The 14,520-nt window shown below is 72.2% G+C and carries 11 protein-coding genes; 6 read left to right on the top strand and 5 right to left on the bottom strand.

Annotated features, from left to right (window positions below; translation table 11 throughout):
• Positions 1 to 25 precede the first annotated feature (25 nt).
• The 5 genes from FIV43_RS17830 (at position 26) to FIV43_RS17850 (ending at position 7,544) form a co-directional block, all read left to right on the top strand.
• Positions 26 to 1,531, top strand: coding sequence for a CoA-acylating methylmalonate-semialdehyde dehydrogenase (locus FIV43_RS17830; protein WP_141015213.1), 1,506 nt, complete (start codon positions 26 to 28; stop codon positions 1,529 to 1,531).
• A gap of 188 nt (positions 1,532 to 1,719) precedes the next feature.
• Positions 1,720 to 2,529, top strand: coding sequence for an SDR family NAD(P)-dependent oxidoreductase (locus FIV43_RS17835; RefSeq protein WP_141015214.1), 810 nt, complete (start codon positions 1,720 to 1,722; stop codon positions 2,527 to 2,529).
• On the top strand, positions 2,526 to 3,584 hold the full coding sequence (locus FIV43_RS17840) for a phosphotransferase family protein (protein WP_141015215.1): 1,059 nt from the start codon (positions 2,526 to 2,528) through the stop codon (positions 3,582 to 3,584). Before FIV43_RS17835 ends, FIV43_RS17840 begins: the two co-directional genes overlap by 4 nt.
• A gap of 3 nt (positions 3,585 to 3,587) precedes the next feature.
• Entirely contained in the window at positions 3,588 to 4,286 is a 699-nt protein-coding gene (locus FIV43_RS17845) for a histidine phosphatase family protein (protein WP_141015216.1), read from the top strand.
• A 213-nt stretch (positions 4,287 to 4,499) separates the two neighbouring features.
• Positions 4,500 to 7,544 (top strand): S8 family peptidase, encoded by a 3,045-nt coding sequence (locus FIV43_RS17850; RefSeq protein WP_141015217.1) that lies wholly within the window; start codon positions 4,500 to 4,502, stop codon positions 7,542 to 7,544.
• Positions 7,545 to 7,648: 104 nt separating this feature from the next.
• Here FIV43_RS17850 and FIV43_RS17855 read toward each other — a convergent pair whose 3' ends face one another.
• The 4 genes from FIV43_RS17855 to FIV43_RS17870 form a co-directional block, all read right to left on the bottom strand.
• A complete protein-coding gene (locus FIV43_RS17855) occupies positions 7,649 to 9,229 on the bottom strand; it encodes an AMP-binding protein (RefSeq protein ID WP_141015218.1) in 1,581 nt (526 codons plus the stop codon).
• Positions 9,230 to 9,344: 115 nt separating this feature from the next.
• Positions 9,345 to 9,986, bottom strand: coding sequence for a hypothetical protein (locus tag FIV43_RS17860; RefSeq protein WP_141015219.1), 642 nt, complete (start codon positions 9,984 to 9,986; stop codon positions 9,345 to 9,347).
• Between the two features lie 164 nt (positions 9,987 to 10,150).
• On the bottom strand, positions 10,151 to 11,584 hold the full coding sequence (locus FIV43_RS17865) for a glyceraldehyde-3-phosphate dehydrogenase (RefSeq protein ID WP_141015220.1): 1,434 nt from the start codon (positions 11,582 to 11,584) through the stop codon (positions 10,151 to 10,153).
• A 137-nt stretch (positions 11,585 to 11,721) separates the two neighbouring features.
• The gene (locus FIV43_RS17870; RefSeq protein WP_181407574.1) at positions 11,722 to 12,273 is read right to left on the bottom strand and encodes a TetR/AcrR family transcriptional regulator; all 552 of its coding nucleotides are present in this window, start codon (positions 12,271 to 12,273) and stop codon (positions 11,722 to 11,724) included.
• Between the two features lie 89 nt (positions 12,274 to 12,362).
• Between FIV43_RS17870 and FIV43_RS17875 the strand changes: the two genes are divergently transcribed.
• Positions 12,363 to 12,863: a MarR family winged helix-turn-helix transcriptional regulator gene (locus FIV43_RS17875; RefSeq protein WP_141015222.1), complete on the top strand. Its 501-nt coding sequence runs from the start codon at positions 12,363 to 12,365 to the stop codon at positions 12,861 to 12,863.
• Positions 12,864 to 12,909: 46 nt separating this feature from the next.
• Here the strand turns inward: FIV43_RS17875 and FIV43_RS17880 are convergent, their stop codons facing one another.
• Positions 12,910 to 14,448 carry an FAD-dependent oxidoreductase gene (locus FIV43_RS17880; protein ID WP_231123500.1) on the bottom strand — a complete coding sequence of 513 codons (1,539 nt, stop codon included), beginning with the start codon at positions 14,446 to 14,448 and terminating at the stop codon, positions 12,910 to 12,912.
• Positions 14,449 to 14,520 lie beyond the last annotated feature (72 nt).

Consider the following 14,520-nt stretch of genomic DNA (forward strand, 5'->3'; position numbering starts at 1 on the left):
CGGGGACCCCGAGAAAGGCTTCGAAATGTCCGACACAGCTGTACCCGTCCTCGACCACTGGATCGGCGGCACCACCACCGCCGGCACCTCCGACCGGACGAGTCCGGTCTACGACCCGGCCCTGGGTGAGGTGAGCAAGCACGTACGGCTCGGCTCCGCCGCCGACGTCGACGCCGCGGTGGCGGCGGCGAGCAAGGCGTTCACCTCGTGGGGCCGCTCCTCGATCGCGAAGCGCCAGCAGGTGATGTTCGCCTTCCGTGAGCTGCTCAACGCCCGCAAGGACGAGCTCGCCGAGATCCTCACCGCCGAGCACGGCAAGGTCCTCGCCGACGCGGCCGGGGAGATCGCCCGCGGCCTCGAGGTCGTCGAGTTCGCGTGCAGCATGCCGCACCTGACCAAGGGCGGCTACTCGCTCGGGGTCTCCACCGACGTCGACGTCTTCTCGCTCAAGGAGCCGCTCGGCGTGGTCGGGGTGATCAGCCCGTTCAACTTCCCGGCGATGGTGCCGATGTGGTTCTTCCCGATCGCCATCGCGACCGGCAACACGGTGGTGCTGAAGCCGAGCGAGAAGGACCCGAGCGCGGCCAACTGGATGGCCGCGCTGCTGACCGAGGCCGGCCTGCCCGACGGTGTCCTCAACGTGGTGCACGGCGACAAGGAGGCGGTCGACGCCCTGCTGGAGCACCCCGAGGTCGCCTCGATCTCCTTCGTCGGCTCCACCCCGATCGCCCGCTACGTCTACGAGCACGGCACCGCGCACGGCAAGCGGGTGCAGGCGCTCGGTGGCGCGAAGAACCACATGCTGGTGCTGCCCGACGCCGACCTCGACCTGGTCGCCGACGCGGCGGTCAACGCGGGCTTCGGCTCCGCCGGCGAGCGCTGCATGGCGATCTCGGTGCTGGTCGCCGTGGACCCGATCGGCGACGAGCTGATCGACAAGATCCGATCCCGGATGGGCGGTCTGGTCACCGGCGACGGTCGTCGCGGCTGCGACATGGGGCCGCTGATCACCCGCGAGCACCGGGACAAGGTGGCCGGCTACCTCGACGTCGCCACCACCGACGGGGCGGCGGTCGTGGTGGACGGCCGGGAGGCGACCTTCGACGGAGCCGACGACGGCTTCTGGCTCGGCCCCACCCTGATCGACCACGTACCGACCACCTCGACGGTCTACACCGACGAGATCTTCGGGCCGGTGCTCTCGGTGGTGCGGGTGAGCTCGTACGACGAGGGCGTCGCGCTGGTCAACGGCACGCCGTACGGCAACGGCACCGCGATCTTCACCAACGACGGCGGCGCCGCACGACGGTTCATGCTCGACGCGGAAATCGGGATGGTGGGCATCAACGTGCCGATCCCAGTGCCGGTCGCCTACCACTCCTTCGGCGGCTGGAAGGCATCGCTCTTCGGTGACGCCAAGGCCTACGGCCCGCACGGCGTGGACTTCTTCACCCGGGAGAAGGCGGTCACCTCGCGGTGGCTCGACCCCAGCCACGGGGGCATCAACCTGGGCTTCCCGCAGAACACCTGAGCCGATCGGGGACACGGGTCGGCGTCGCCCCGGGGCCAGGGGGAGGTCCGGGCGACGCCGACCCGGCTCGGCCGGGTGCAGGTGACCGGTCGGCGGGGCGGTGGTGACCGCTCGGCCGGGTGCAGGTGACCGGTCGGCGGGGTGGTGGTGACCGGTCGGCGATCCGAACGGCCGCTAGGGTCGCCCTCGTGAGCTCCACCAGCACCGCGCCGTCCGCACCTCGCGTCCTCGTCACCGGCGCCGCTCGAGGGCTCGGCGCCGCACTGGCCGCCGCCTGGGAGGAGCGCGGCGCGGTGGTGCTGCGCACCGACCGCGACGACGCCGCGGTGGGTCAGGGGGTCCACCGGCTCGACGTCACCAGCGAGGCCGACTGGTCGGCCGTCCGCGACCACGTCGAGTCCACCTGGGGTGGGCTGGACGTGCTGGTCAACAACGCCGGTGTGGCCGGCGGCGGTCGGCTCGACGTGGCCACGATCGCGGAGTGGCAGCGGCTGGTGGAGATCAACCTGCTCGGCGCGGTCCGGGGGACCGCCACCTTCACCCCGCTGCTCAAGCGGCAGCGCAGCGGCCGGATCGTCAACGTCGCCTCCCTGGCCGGCCTGGTGCACCCGGCCGGGATGGCGGCGTACAACGCGACCAAGGCGGCCGTCGTCGCGCTGACCGAGACCACCGGACACGAGCTCGCCGGCTACGGCGTCACTGCGCACGTGGTCTGTCCGTCCTACTTCCGGACCGGGCTGATGGACGGCGCGGAGGGCACCGACACCGCACTGACCGGCGTGGTCACCCAGCTGGTCGAGAACGCGCGTCTGGGGCCGGACGAGATCGCGTCCGCGGTGCTCGCCGGGCTCGACGCCGGCGACGAGCTGATCCTGCCCGACCCCGACGCCCGGGCGGCGTACGGGCTGAAGCGGTCCGACCGCGCCGGCTACGACCGGACGATGCGCGCCCAGGCCGCCAAGCTCGCCGCCCTGACCCACCACGAGGAGACCCGATGAACGACACCGCCCGCGAGGAGTCGCGCCCGGTCCGCGACGAGGACGCGTTCGACGTCCCGGCGCTCGCCGCGTGGCTGGACCGCGGCCCGATCGACGAGGTGCGCCAGTTCCCCGGCGGCGCCTCCAACCTGACCTACCTGCTGCGGATGGCCGACGGGCAGGAGCTGATCCTGCGGCGCCCGCCGACCGGGACCAAGGCGAAGGGCGCCCACGACATGGGTCGTGAGTACCGGCTCCAGGCCGGGCTGGCGCCGTACTTCGACAAGGTCGCGCCGATGGTCGCGTACGCCGACGACGCGCAGAGCCCGCTGGGGGCCGAGCTCTACGTGATGGAGCGGGTGGCCGGTGTCATCCCGCGCAAGGAGTTCGGGTTCGAGGTGTCCACCCGGCAGGCCTCCGACCTGTGCCGCGCCTACCTGGACACCCTGGTCGACCTGCACGCCCTGGACGTCGCCGAGGTGCCGGTGCTCACCGAGCTCGCCAAGGGCGAGGGCTACGTCGAGCGCCAGATGACCGGTTGGGTACGACGCTTCGAGGCCGCCCGCACCGACGACACCGGCGACTGGTCCGATGTCATCGGCTGGCTCCGGGCGCACCAGCCGGCCGACGTCGCCCAGTGCCTGGTGCACAACGACTACCGCTTCGACAACATGGTCCTCGATGCCGACGACCCGACCCGGATCGTGGCGCTGCTGGACTGGGAGCTGGCCACCGTCGGCGACCCGCTCATGGAGCTGGGCAACTGCCTGACCTACTGGGTGCAGCCCGACGACGACGATTTCCTGCTGGCGCTGCGCCGACAGCCGACGACGACCCCGGGGATGTGGACCCGCGACCAGCTGGTCGGCTACTACCTGGAGCGGACCGGGTACGACCCGTCGCCGGAGGCGCTGGTGTTCTACGAGGTCTTCGGGCAGTTCCGGCTCGCGGTGATCGCGCAGCAGATCTACTACCGCTACTTCCACGGGCAGACCACCAACGAGGCCCATGCCGGCTTCGGTGCGGCGGTCGGCTACCTGGAGGCGCGCAGCCGCCGCACGCTGGGCGGGGCCTGATCGATGGGCGTGCTGCACCTGGTCCGGCACGGCCAGGCGTCCTTCGGGTCCGACGACTACGACGTGCTCTCCGACGCCGGGCACCAGCAGGCTCGGGTGCTGGGCGCCTGGCTCGCCGCCCACGGGCCGGCGCCGGCGACGGTGGTGCACGGTGGGCTGCGCCGGCACCGGGAGACCTGGGCCGGGACCCTGGAGGGTGCCGGGTGGGCGGGGGTGCCGGACGCCCTGGTGGCCAGCGACTGGGACGAGTTCGACTTCCAGGCGGTGCTCGCCCGCTACTCGGGGCTGACCGACGACCTCCTCGCCGACGACGTCGACCGGCGGGAGTTCCAGGCCTACTTCGAGCGGGCCACGGGCCACTGGATCGGGCACACCGAGGAGGGCGAGGCCGGCTACGACGAGTCGTTCTCCGCGTTCGTGGAGCGGTCCCGACGCGCGCTGCGGGCGGCCGCCCGTCTCGACGGTCCGGTGGTCGCGGTGACCTCGGGCGGGGTGATCGCGGCCCTCGCGGCGGTGCTGCTGAGCTCCGGTGACCCGGAGGCGGCACCGGACCTGCCGACCGTCGGCACGCTGTGGGAGCGACTGAACACGGTGGTGGTGAACACCTCGGTCACCCGGGTGCTGCTCGGTGCGACCGGAGCACGGCTGCTCACCTTCAACGAGCACCCCCACCTCCCCCGGGAGCTGCGCACCTACCGCTGATCCTGCAGCCGGGTGCGCGGGCGCGGGCCCGGGGACCGGCAGGGAGCGGGAGATCGTCCGCAGCTCCGGGAGGTCGGCCGTGTTTCCGCCGCGCAACGTCGCGAAGGCGACGGTGATCTTGCGGCGTGTGGGGCTTGACGCGGCCCATCCTCAGGGGTTGGGTGTGCCGAGGCGGCACCCCGGCCGTCGGCATCTTCTCGAGGAGTTCCATCGATGCGTTTCTCCGAAAGTGGCGTAGCCGGGCTGCGCCACGGCGACCGCTCCCGCCGCACCCGTGTCCTGCCCGCCCTCGCCGCCTCGGTGGCCGGCGTGGTCGGACTGTCGATGCTGGGAGCGCCGGCGCTGGCCGAGCCGGACGGCGCCGCGACCGCCGGTCCGGGCGCCGACGACGGCGGTCTGAGCGGCACCGCGGACGACTTCCAGGAGTTCAAGGCCGGCCGCTACCTGGTGATGATGTCGGCGCCGCCGGCGACGGGATACGCGAAGACCCGGGTGCGCGGCGACCGCTCGTTCAACTCCCGGACCGCGGCGGTGCGCGCCTACAGCAACCGCCTGACCGCGAGCCACGACGACCTCGCCGACGACCTCGGGTTCGACGTGGAGCGCAACTTCACCATCGCGGCCAACGGCTTCGTGGCCGACCTGACCGCCGACCAGGCCACCGAGCTGGCCGGCGAGCGCGAGGTGCTCCTGGTGGAGAAGGACTCGATCGTCGAGGCCGACACCTGGAACACCCCCGACCACCTCGGCCTCGACGGCAAGCAGGGCATGTGGAAGAAGTTCGGCGGCTACAAGAACGCCGGTGACGGCGTGGTCGTCGGCATCATCGACTCCGGCATCTGGCCCGAGTCGAAGTCCTTCGCGGGCGCCCCGCTGACCAAGGGGCAGCGCACCAAGTGGGACATCGCCCGGGTCGGCAGCAAGGTCCGGATGGAGAAGGCCGACGGCCAGCTCTTCACCGGTGAGTGCGAGGCCGGTGAGGAGTTCACTGCCGACCTCTGCAACCGCAAGCTGATCACCGCCCGCTACTTCGTCGACGGCTACGGCGAGGACCGGCTGCTCGACGAGGACTACCTCTCGCCGCGCGACGGCAACGGCCACGGCAGCCACACCGCCAGCACCGCCGCCGGCAACCACGGTGTCGGTGCCCGGGTCGAAGGCGTCCGGTTCGGCAGGATCTCCGGCATGGCCCCGGCGGCCAAGATCGCCAGCTACAAGGCCCTGTGGGCGACCGAGGACGGTTCGGCCTCCGGCGCGACCAGCGACCTGGTCTCCGCGATCGACCAGGCCGTCGCCGACGGGGTCGACGTGATCAACTACTCGATCTCCGGGTCCACCGACACCACGCTGGAGTCCGCGGAGCTCGCCTTCGAGGGCGCGGCCGAGGCCGGCATCTTCGTCGCCGCCTCCGCCGGCAACAGCGGCCCCGAGGCATCGACCGTGGCGCACAACAGCCCCTGGCTGACCACCGTCGCGGCGAACACCCACACCAGCTTCGAGAACACGCTGCAGCTGGGCAACGGCACGAAGATCGTCGGCGCCTCGATCGCCAAGGAAGCACTCGGCTCGACGCCCCTGGTCGACGCGATGACGGTCGGCAACGGCTCCACCACCGACGCCGACACGGCGCTGTGCGCCCCGGACAGCCTGGACCCGGCGGCCGTCGCCGGGAAGATCGTGGTCTGTGAGCGCGGCACCTACGACCGGGTGGCCAAGAGCGAGGAGGTGGAGCGCGCCGGCGGCGTCGGGATGGTCCTGGCGAACGTCAGCGAGGGCAGCCTGGACGCGGACTTCCACGCGGTGCCGACGATCCACGTCTCCCACACCGACTCGCCGAAGGTCTACAACTACCTGGAGCGCGCCGGGGACGGAGCCACCGCCAAGTTCCTGCTGGGCAACAAGACCGGGAAGACCACGGTGGTCCCGCAGATCGCCGGGTTCTCCTCCCGCGGCCCGGCCGCCTCGGACAACGGTGACCTGCTGAAGCCGGACATCTCCGCGCCGGGCGTCAGCGTGCTCGCGGCGGTCGCCCCGCCGTCCAACTCGGGCCGCAACTTCGACCTCTACTCCGGCACGTCGATGTCGGCCCCGCACGTGGCCGGACTCGCCGCGTTCATGCTGGGCGAGCGGCCGACCTGGTCGCCGATGAAGATCAAGTCGGCGATGATGACCACCGCGACCAGCCTGCGCACCGAGGACGGCAAGGCGTCCCGCGACCTCTTCGCGCAGGGCTCCGGCGAGGTCACCCCGAAGCGGATGTTCAACCCCGGGCTGTTCGTGCTCTCCGACGGTCGGCAGTGGCGCGGCTACCTGGCCGGCCTCGGCCTGGACACCGGCGTGGCGCCGGTCGCGGCGAAGGACGTCAACGTGCCCTCGCTGGCCCAGGGCTACGTGATGAGCGAGACCTCGTTCACCCGCACCTTCACCGCGACCCGCAAGGGCACCTGGCGGATCAAGGTGAACGTGCCCGGCTTCAAGGCGACCACCAGCAAGTCGCAGGTGGTCTCCCGGCGTACCAACGACCTGGAGCAGGTGAAGTTCTCCTTCCAGCGCACCACCGCCCCGCTCAGCGAGTACGCGTTCGGCTACATCACCCTGACCGGCCCGACCACGGTCCGGCTGCCGGTCGCGCTGCGGCCGGTGTCGGTCAAGGCGCCGAGCTCGGTCCAGGGCAGCGGCGTGGACGGCAACGCGCAGGTGGACATCACCGGCGGCTTCGACGGTGAGCTCCAGGCGTCGACCCAGGGCCTGGTCCAGGGCCAGGTCGACGAGGGCACGGTCCCCGAGGGCGCCTACACCCTGGCCTGCGTGACCATCGGCGAGGGCAACGAGCTGGCGCAGTTCGACCTGGTCGCCCCCGACCCGGCCAGCGACCTGGACATGGCGATCTACGCGTCCGGCTCGTGCAACCCGGCCGACATCACCGCCCTGGCCGGCGAGGCCGCGACGCCGTCGTCGGGGGAGACGTTCAGCATCGAGGGCGCCCCGGCCGGCGACTACATCGTCCAGGTGGTCGCCTACTCGGCGGGCACGCAGGAGCCGGTGCCCTACTCGCTGCGGGCCTACGACGTGGGCGGTGTCGCCAACGAGGGGTCGCTCACCGTGACCCCGAACCCGGTGCCGGTGAGCACCGGGGCGGACACCTCGTTCGAGACGTCCTGGTCCGGTCTCCAGCCCGACGCCCACTACCTCGGCATCCTCGGGTACGACGGAGCGCCGAACTCGACGTACCTCTACGTCGACACCGGGGCGGAGTGATCACGGCGCGGTAGGCGCGGAGCCACGGCCGGTCGGTCCCACTCCGGGACCGGCCGGCCGTCGTCGTCCCCGGACCGCCCGACCCGCCCGGTCCGGGCTCCGGGTCACCTCCCGGCGACGGCGTACTCCAGGGTGGTGCCGATCCGCTGCCACAGCGCGGGTCCGGGCGTCAGGTCGGGGCTGATCCGCCTCTTCAGCACCTTGTTGGTGGGGGTCCGTGGCAGCTCCTCGACCAGCCGCAGGTAGCGCGGCACCCACTTGGTGCCGAGGTCGGTCTGGGCGGCGAGGAACGCGGAGAAGGCGTCGATCTCGAAGGTCCGCCCGCCGGCCACCTCGGCCACGGCCAGCACCTGGTCGCCGACCGCGTCGTCGGGCACGGCGACCACGGCGACCGCGGAGAAGGCGTCGTGGCGCACCAGCAGCCGCTCGATCGGTGCGGTGGCCAGGTTCTCCCCGTCGACCCGCAGCCAGTCACCGGAGCGACCGGCGAAGTAGAAGAACCCCTGGTCGTCGCGGTAGGCCAGGTCGCCGCTCCAGCTCCAGCCGTGGCGCAGCCGCCGCTCCCCGGCCTCGGGGTTGTTCCAGTAGCCCTCGAAGAGCGCGGCGCCGTCGCGGTTCACGATCTCGCCCACCGCCTCCTCGCCGTTGAGCAGGCGACCCCGGGCGTCGAAGACCGCGGGCGGGCACTCCGCCAGCGTCTCCGGGTCGAGCACCACCGTGCCGGCGGCGGCGACACCGAGCGAGCCGCGCGGGGTCTGCGGGGTGCGGATGATCTGGATCTCGCCCTCGCTGGAGCCGAAGGAGTCGATGACCCGGCAGTCGAAGCGCTCGGCGAACGCCGCGATGTCCCCGTCGGAGGCCTCGTTGCCGAAGGCGATCCGCAGCGTGTTGTCGGCGTCGTCGGGCCGGGCCGGGGTGGCCAGCACGTAGTTCAGGGGCTTGCCGACGTAGTTGAAGAAGGTCACTCCGTAGCGGCGCACGTCGGGCAGCCAGCCGGAGGCGGAGAAGCGTCGCCGCAGCACGATCGTGCCGCCGACCGCGACGGCGGGAGCGACGCCGGCCATCAGCGCGTTGGAGTGGAACATCGGCATCACCACGTAGAAGACGTCGGCCGAGGTCAGCTCGCGGCGCTGCGCCTGCTGGACGGCGATCCGTCCCATCCGCCGCTGCGTGCAGATCACCGCCTTCGGTGCCGCGGTGGTGCCGCTGGTGAAGACCAGCGAGAAAACGGCCTCCGGTGCGACCTCGCCGCTGCCGCCCGGGTCGGCCCCCGCCAGCCGCTCCCGGTACGACGCGGTGTCGACGTGCAGCACCCGCTCGGCCGGCACCGGGGTGCTGAGCCCGTCCAGCAGCGCCTGCCGGCTCTCGTCGACGACGAGCGCCTGGCAGTCGGTGAACGCGATGTCGCGGGCCAGGTCCGCACCGCGGCGGGTCGGGTTGATCCCGACACCGGTGGCGCCGGCCAGCGTGCAGGCGAACCACCAGAACAGGTGCTCGGCGGTGTTCTCCAGCGCCAGCCCGACGTGCCAGGGGCCCGGCACGCGCAGCTCGCCGAGCAGGCCGGCGCGCTGCCGGGCCTCGGCGACCACCTCGCGCCAGGTCCAGCACCGTTCCTCGAACCAGAGGGCGGTGGCGTCGTCGTCGGACCGGGCGGCCAGCAGGGCGGCGAAGGTCGGGTCGGTCACCGGCCCATCCTGCACCGCTCGTGGCCAGGAACTGAAACACGTTCCACTCTGCGGATCGGTGGGTGCACGGGTCCCGGGTGCGCGGGATCGGGGTGCGCGGAGGGACCGCCCTGGCTCAGTCGTCGGCGATGTGCGGGTCCGCCAGCAGATACTGCGTCAGCCGGCCCTCCCGGTGCGGGTCGGGTCGCACCGGCTCCGGGATCATCCGGCCCTCGGTGGTGTCCCAGAACCGGTCCACCCGGACCGCCACCCGGCGGGCCATCCGTCCGGACCGTCCGCGGTGCGGGATGTAGGGGTGCGGCCGGGTCGGCGCGACCAGCTCGCTGCGGTAGAGCCGCTCGGCCAGGACGTTGCGGTCGAGGTCGGTGCGGAGCACCCCGACCAGCTGGTCCTCCTCGGCCCAGAACGCGTCGAACTCGACCTGGACGTCGGCCCAGACGTCGCGCCAAGGGCGTCGTACCGCGTAGGTGGAGCCGTAGAGCTTGGCCTTGGTGTGGGCCAACGCCTCCTCCAGTCGCTTGCTCTGGTCGGTGAAGGCGACGGCGCGCTCGCGGCCGTCGTCGGAGTCCTCGGCGGCGGGCACCAGCACCGTGTTGGCGGCGGCGACGTGCCGGCTGGTGCTGGCCAGGAAGCGGTCGGTGGCGGGGAAGCGCTCGCGTGGCCGCTCCCGGGTCGGGAACGCCCCCTGGGCGTGGGCCAGCCGTAGGGCGAGGACGTCATGGGTCTGGTGGACCGTGGTGCCCAGTTGGTCGTGCATCAGCCGCTCCGATCACCGTGTGCCGGAACGCGACGTCCGTCGCGGGCGCCGCATGCGCGACACTGCCTCCCTCCATCGTGCGCCTGTGCCGGCGCACGGACAAGGGGCCTCGTCCGGAGACCGGTGTCGGTCGCGGACGGGGCCCCTCGTGGAGCGGGTGCGGGTCAGGCCTTCGCGGGGAAGGTCGGGTACTCGACGCCCGAGATGTACTGCAGGGTGCGGACCACCTGGCAGGAGTAGCCGAACTCGTTGTCGTACCAGACGTAGAGGATGGCGGAGTCGCCGTCGACGATCGCCGCGTTGGCGTCGATGATCGAGGCGGCCCGCGAGCCGATGAAGTCGCTGGAGACGGCGTCGGAGGCGACGGTGTAGTCGAGCTGGCGGCGCAACTCGCCGGTGAGCGCCACCTGGCGCAGGTGCTCGAGCACCTCCTCGCGGGTGGTCTCGCGGCCGAGCTGCAAGGAGAGGATCGCGATCGACACGTCGGGGGTGGGGACCCGGATCGAGTTGCCGGTGATCTTGGCGTTCAGGTCGGGCAGCACCTTGGCCACCGCGGAGGCCGCCCCGGTCTCGGTGAGCACCAGGTTGAGCGGCGCGGAGCGGCCGCGGCGGTCGGCCTTGTGGTAGTTGTCCAGCAGGTTCTGGTCGTTGGTGAAGGAGTGCACCGTCTCCACGTGGCCGCGGATGATCCCGAACTCGTCCTCCATCGCCTTCAGCGGCGGGACGATCGCGTTGGTCGTGCAGGAGGCGCAGGAGAGCACCTTCTCGGCCGGGTCCACGCCGAGGTGGTTCACGCCGTGCACGATGTTGGGCACGTCGCCCTTGCCCGGCGCGGTCAGCAGCACCTTGGCGATGCCGGGGCGCAGGTGGTTGGAGAGCCCTGCGCGGTCCCGCCAGATGCCGGTGTTGTCGATCAGCACCGCGTCCTTGATGCCGTAGGCGGTGTAGTCGACCTCGGCGGGGTCGTTGGAGTAGATCACCTGGATCGCGTTGCCGTTGGCGATGATCAGGTCGTTCTCCTCGTCGACCGTGATCGAGCCGTTGAACGCGCCGTGGACCGAGTCGCGGCGCAGCAGCGAGGCCCGCTTCTTCAGGTCCTCACCCTTGCCCTTGCGGACCACGATGGCGCGCAGCCGCAGACCGTTGCCGGAGCCCGCCTTCTCCACCAGCAGCCGGGCGACCAGGCGACCGATCCGCCCGAAGCCGTAGAGCACCACGTCCTGCGGCTCGCGCCGCGGCTCGCCGTGCGCGGCGGTCAGCGCCTCGGCCGCGAAGTCCGCGACCGACAGTCCGCGGTCGTCGGCCTGGTAGGCGGCCAGCAGCAGCGCCAGGTCGATCTTGGCGGCCGCCACGTCGAGGTCGGCGATCGCCTCGAGGAAGGGGAAGGTGTCGACGACGGAGAGCTCCTCGCCGCCGATCATCCGGGAGAACCGGTGGGTCTTGAGGATGCTGACCACCGACTTGTTCACCAGCGAGCGGCTGTGCACGAGGATCGTGACGTCCTTCTCGCGGTGCAGCTTCCCGATGATGGGGATCATCGCCTCCGCGATCTCCTCGCGGTTCTTCCAGCGGGTGAACAGGTCCTCGGTGACGCTCACGGAACTCCCCTACGACGGTGACAAGCCGCTCGGATGGTAGGTCCTCCGGCGGGCGGGGCCCAACCTGCGGACGGTCCGGGGACGGACTGGAACGATCAACGTGACCGGAATCCCAGAACGGCGCCCGGGTGCTCGCCCTACCGGGCCGCCTCCACGATCTGCTGCAGCGACCAGCCCAGGTGCTCGGTGCCGTGGGTGGCGGCCAGCATCTCGGACCCGACCAGCGTGCTCATCGCCCAGGTGGCGTAGGCGTCGGCGCGCTCCTCGCCCACCAGCGCCGCCATCGCCTCCACCACGACCTGGTACCGGTCGTGGTCGACCTCGCGCTGGACCGCGGCGACCCGCTCGTCGGTGCCGGCCCAGACCCGGATCGCAGCCTCGCTGCGGTGCAGCAGGGCGGTGCTCGCCTCGAGCAGCATGCCCAGCCGGACCACCGGGTCGTCGTACTCGTTGACGATGGCGACGGTCTGCCGGGTGCGCTGCTCCAGCCAGGTGGTCAGCAGCGCGTCGGTGAACTCGGGCCAGTTGGCGAAGGAGTAGTAGAAGGAGCCGGTGGTCACGCCCAGCCGGCGACACAGCGGCGCCAGCTTGAGGCCGCCGTAGCCCTGCGTGGCCAGGATCTCGTAGGCCGCGTCGAACCAGGCCGCCCGCAGCTTCGGATTGCCCTGGCCACGTTGCCGACCCGACATGCAGACCCCTCTCCCCCGGGTCCGACTTCTCCCTCGACCCACGGTCATCCTAGGCCCCGGCGGCCGTTACCACCTCCTAGGATGAGTGAGTGACAGCAGAGACTCGGTGGCTCGACGAGGACCAACAGCGTGCCTGGCGGGCCTGGCTGGACGCGAACGCCCGGCTGACCTCGGCGCTGCACCGCCGGCTCCAGGCCAGCAGCGGTCTCTCCCTGGCCGACTACGAGATCCTGGTCGCGCTCACCGACGTCGAGGGCGGCACGCTGCGGATGTTCGAGCTCGGCGACCGACTCGGCTGGGAGAAGAGCCGCGTCTCCAAGCAGGTCTCCCGGATGACCACCCGCGGTCTGGTACGACGCCGCGAGTGCATCGACGACCGCCGAGGTGCGTTCGTCGACCTGACCGATGCCGGCGCGTCCGCGATCCGTGCCGCCGCACCGGACCACGTCGACCTGGTGCGCACCGTGGTCTTCGACAACCTCGACACCGACCAGGTGGCCGCGATGTACCGGTTCAGCGAGGCGGTGCTGGACCGGCTGGCCGAGCTGGAGCCGGCGACCGGCGACGCCGGCCGCCGCCGGATCGACTGACGCCGGATCGACTGCCGCCCAGCCTGGAGTCGCCGATCCTCGGCTCTCAGCCCCGCAGGTCCTGGACCGCCAGCGACGCGAACGTCATCGCCGCGCCGAGCGGCGCCCCGGGGCCGGGGTAGGCCGAGCCGAAGACCGAGGCGGTGGAGTTGCTGGCCGCGTAGAGGCCGGGGATCGGCGCTCCGTCGGTGTCGAGCACCCGCGCGGCCGCGTCGGTGACCAGGCCGCCCTTGGTGCCCAGGTCGGAGAGGACGAAGCGGGCGGCGTAGAACGGCGCCCGGTCGAGCGGGACCAGCGCCTTGTTGGGGGAGCCGGTGGACGCGAAGAAGGTGTCGTACTCGTCCTGGCCGCGCCCGAAGTCCTCGTCCACGCCGCTGGCCGCGAAGCCGTTGAAGCGCTCCACGGTGGCGACCAGGGTCGCGGCGTCCAGCCCGGTCGCGGCGGCGAGCTCCTCGAGGGTGTCGGCCCGCACCCAGGTGCCGGCGGCCAGGTGCTCGGCCGGGTCGCCCTCCGGCATCGCGATCGCCGGCAGCCGGCCGCCCTCGCGGTCGTCGAAGAGGTACCAGGACGGGATCCGCTCCGGTGCCGCCGCCATCACCCGGCCGAACCGGTCGTAGGGCAGGCACTCGTTGCCGTAGCGGTGCGCGGTGCCGTCGACCATCAGGCCGCTGCGGAAGCCGAGGGTGAACGTGCCGCTGCCGTCGGGCTGGGCGAGGCCGGGGCAGAACCAGCCCTCGCCGGAGAAGTCGGTCGCCGCGCCGAGCGCCGCCGCCGCGTCGATCACCTCGCCGGTGTTGGTCCCGCGGGGCGCCATCGTCCACGCGGCGTCCCCGGGCGTCCCGTGGGCCGCCCGGCGCTCCGGTGAGCCCTCGAACCCACCGGCGGCGATCAGGATGCCGCGCCGGGCGGTGATCTCCACCGGGCCGTCGGGTCCGGTGGCGAGCACCCGGTCGGCCCGACCGTCCGCGTCCCGTCCGAACCCGGTCACCTGGACATCGGTCGCGATCGTGCCGCCGTCCCGGACCAGCATCGCGGCGAGTCGGCCGATCAGCGCCTGGCCGCCCGAGAGGGTGGACCGGCCGGGCTTCCCGGCGCGGTCCTTGTCCACCGGGGGCCGCACCAGCGCGGTGATCCTCGGGTCGAGCTCGTCGCGGCGGATCGCCGCGGGCTGGATCGAACGTCCCATCGGCACCCGCCCCGGCGCGTCGTAGTACTCCGCGAACGGGATCCACTCGAAGTCCATCAGCGGGTCCGCCTCGAGCCGCTCGACCAGTCGGGGCGCCTCGGCCAGCATCGCCTCGACCTTCACCGGGTCCGGGTCGTCGAGCACCGCCGCGAGATACGCACGCGCGCCCTCGGTCGAGTCGGGCAGGCCGGCGCGCTGCTGGACCGTCGTACCGGGCAGCCAGCAGGCGCCACCGGAGTAGGCGGAGGTGCCGCCGATCAGGTCGGTGCGCTCCAGCACCAGGGTGCGCAGGCCGTCGGCGGCGGCGAGCGCGGCGCCGGTCAGGGCGCCGCCGCCGGAGCCGACCACCACGACGTCATAGGACTGCTGCAAGGCCTCGGCCCCCACGATGCTGGTCACCCCGGTGACGATAACGAGTTCTAGTTTTGCCGACCAGCGTCGGACCGTTCAGCGGGAGCCCTCACACTTGGC

It is taken from the genome of Nocardioides sambongensis, from assembly GCF_006494815.1.
Taxonomy (GTDB): domain Bacteria; phylum Actinomycetota; class Actinomycetes; order Propionibacteriales; family Nocardioidaceae; genus Nocardioides; species Nocardioides sambongensis.

What these genes read in the sequence shown, in the direction of transcription:
- FIV43_RS17830 (WP_141015213.1), top strand. Translation starts at nt 26, where the DNA reads ATGTCCGACACAGCTGTACCCGTCCTCGACCACTGGATCGGCGGCACC.
- FIV43_RS17840 (WP_141015215.1), top strand. Translation starts at nt 2,526, where the DNA reads ATGAACGACACCGCCCGCGAGGAGTCGCGCCCGGTCCGCGACGAGGAC.
- FIV43_RS17845 (WP_141015216.1), top strand. Translation starts at nt 3,588, where the DNA reads ATGGGCGTGCTGCACCTGGTCCGGCACGGCCAGGCGTCCTTCGGGTCC.
- FIV43_RS17850 (WP_141015217.1), top strand. Translation starts at nt 4,500, where the DNA reads ATGCGTTTCTCCGAAAGTGGCGTAGCCGGGCTGCGCCACGGCGACCGC.
- FIV43_RS17860 (WP_141015219.1), bottom strand. Translation starts at nt 9,986, where the DNA reads ATGCACGACCAACTGGGCACCACGGTCCACCAGACCCATGACGTCCTC.
- FIV43_RS17870 (WP_181407574.1), bottom strand. Translation starts at nt 12,273, where the DNA reads ATGTCGGGTCGGCAACGTGGCCAGGGCAATCCGAAGCTGCGGGCGGCC.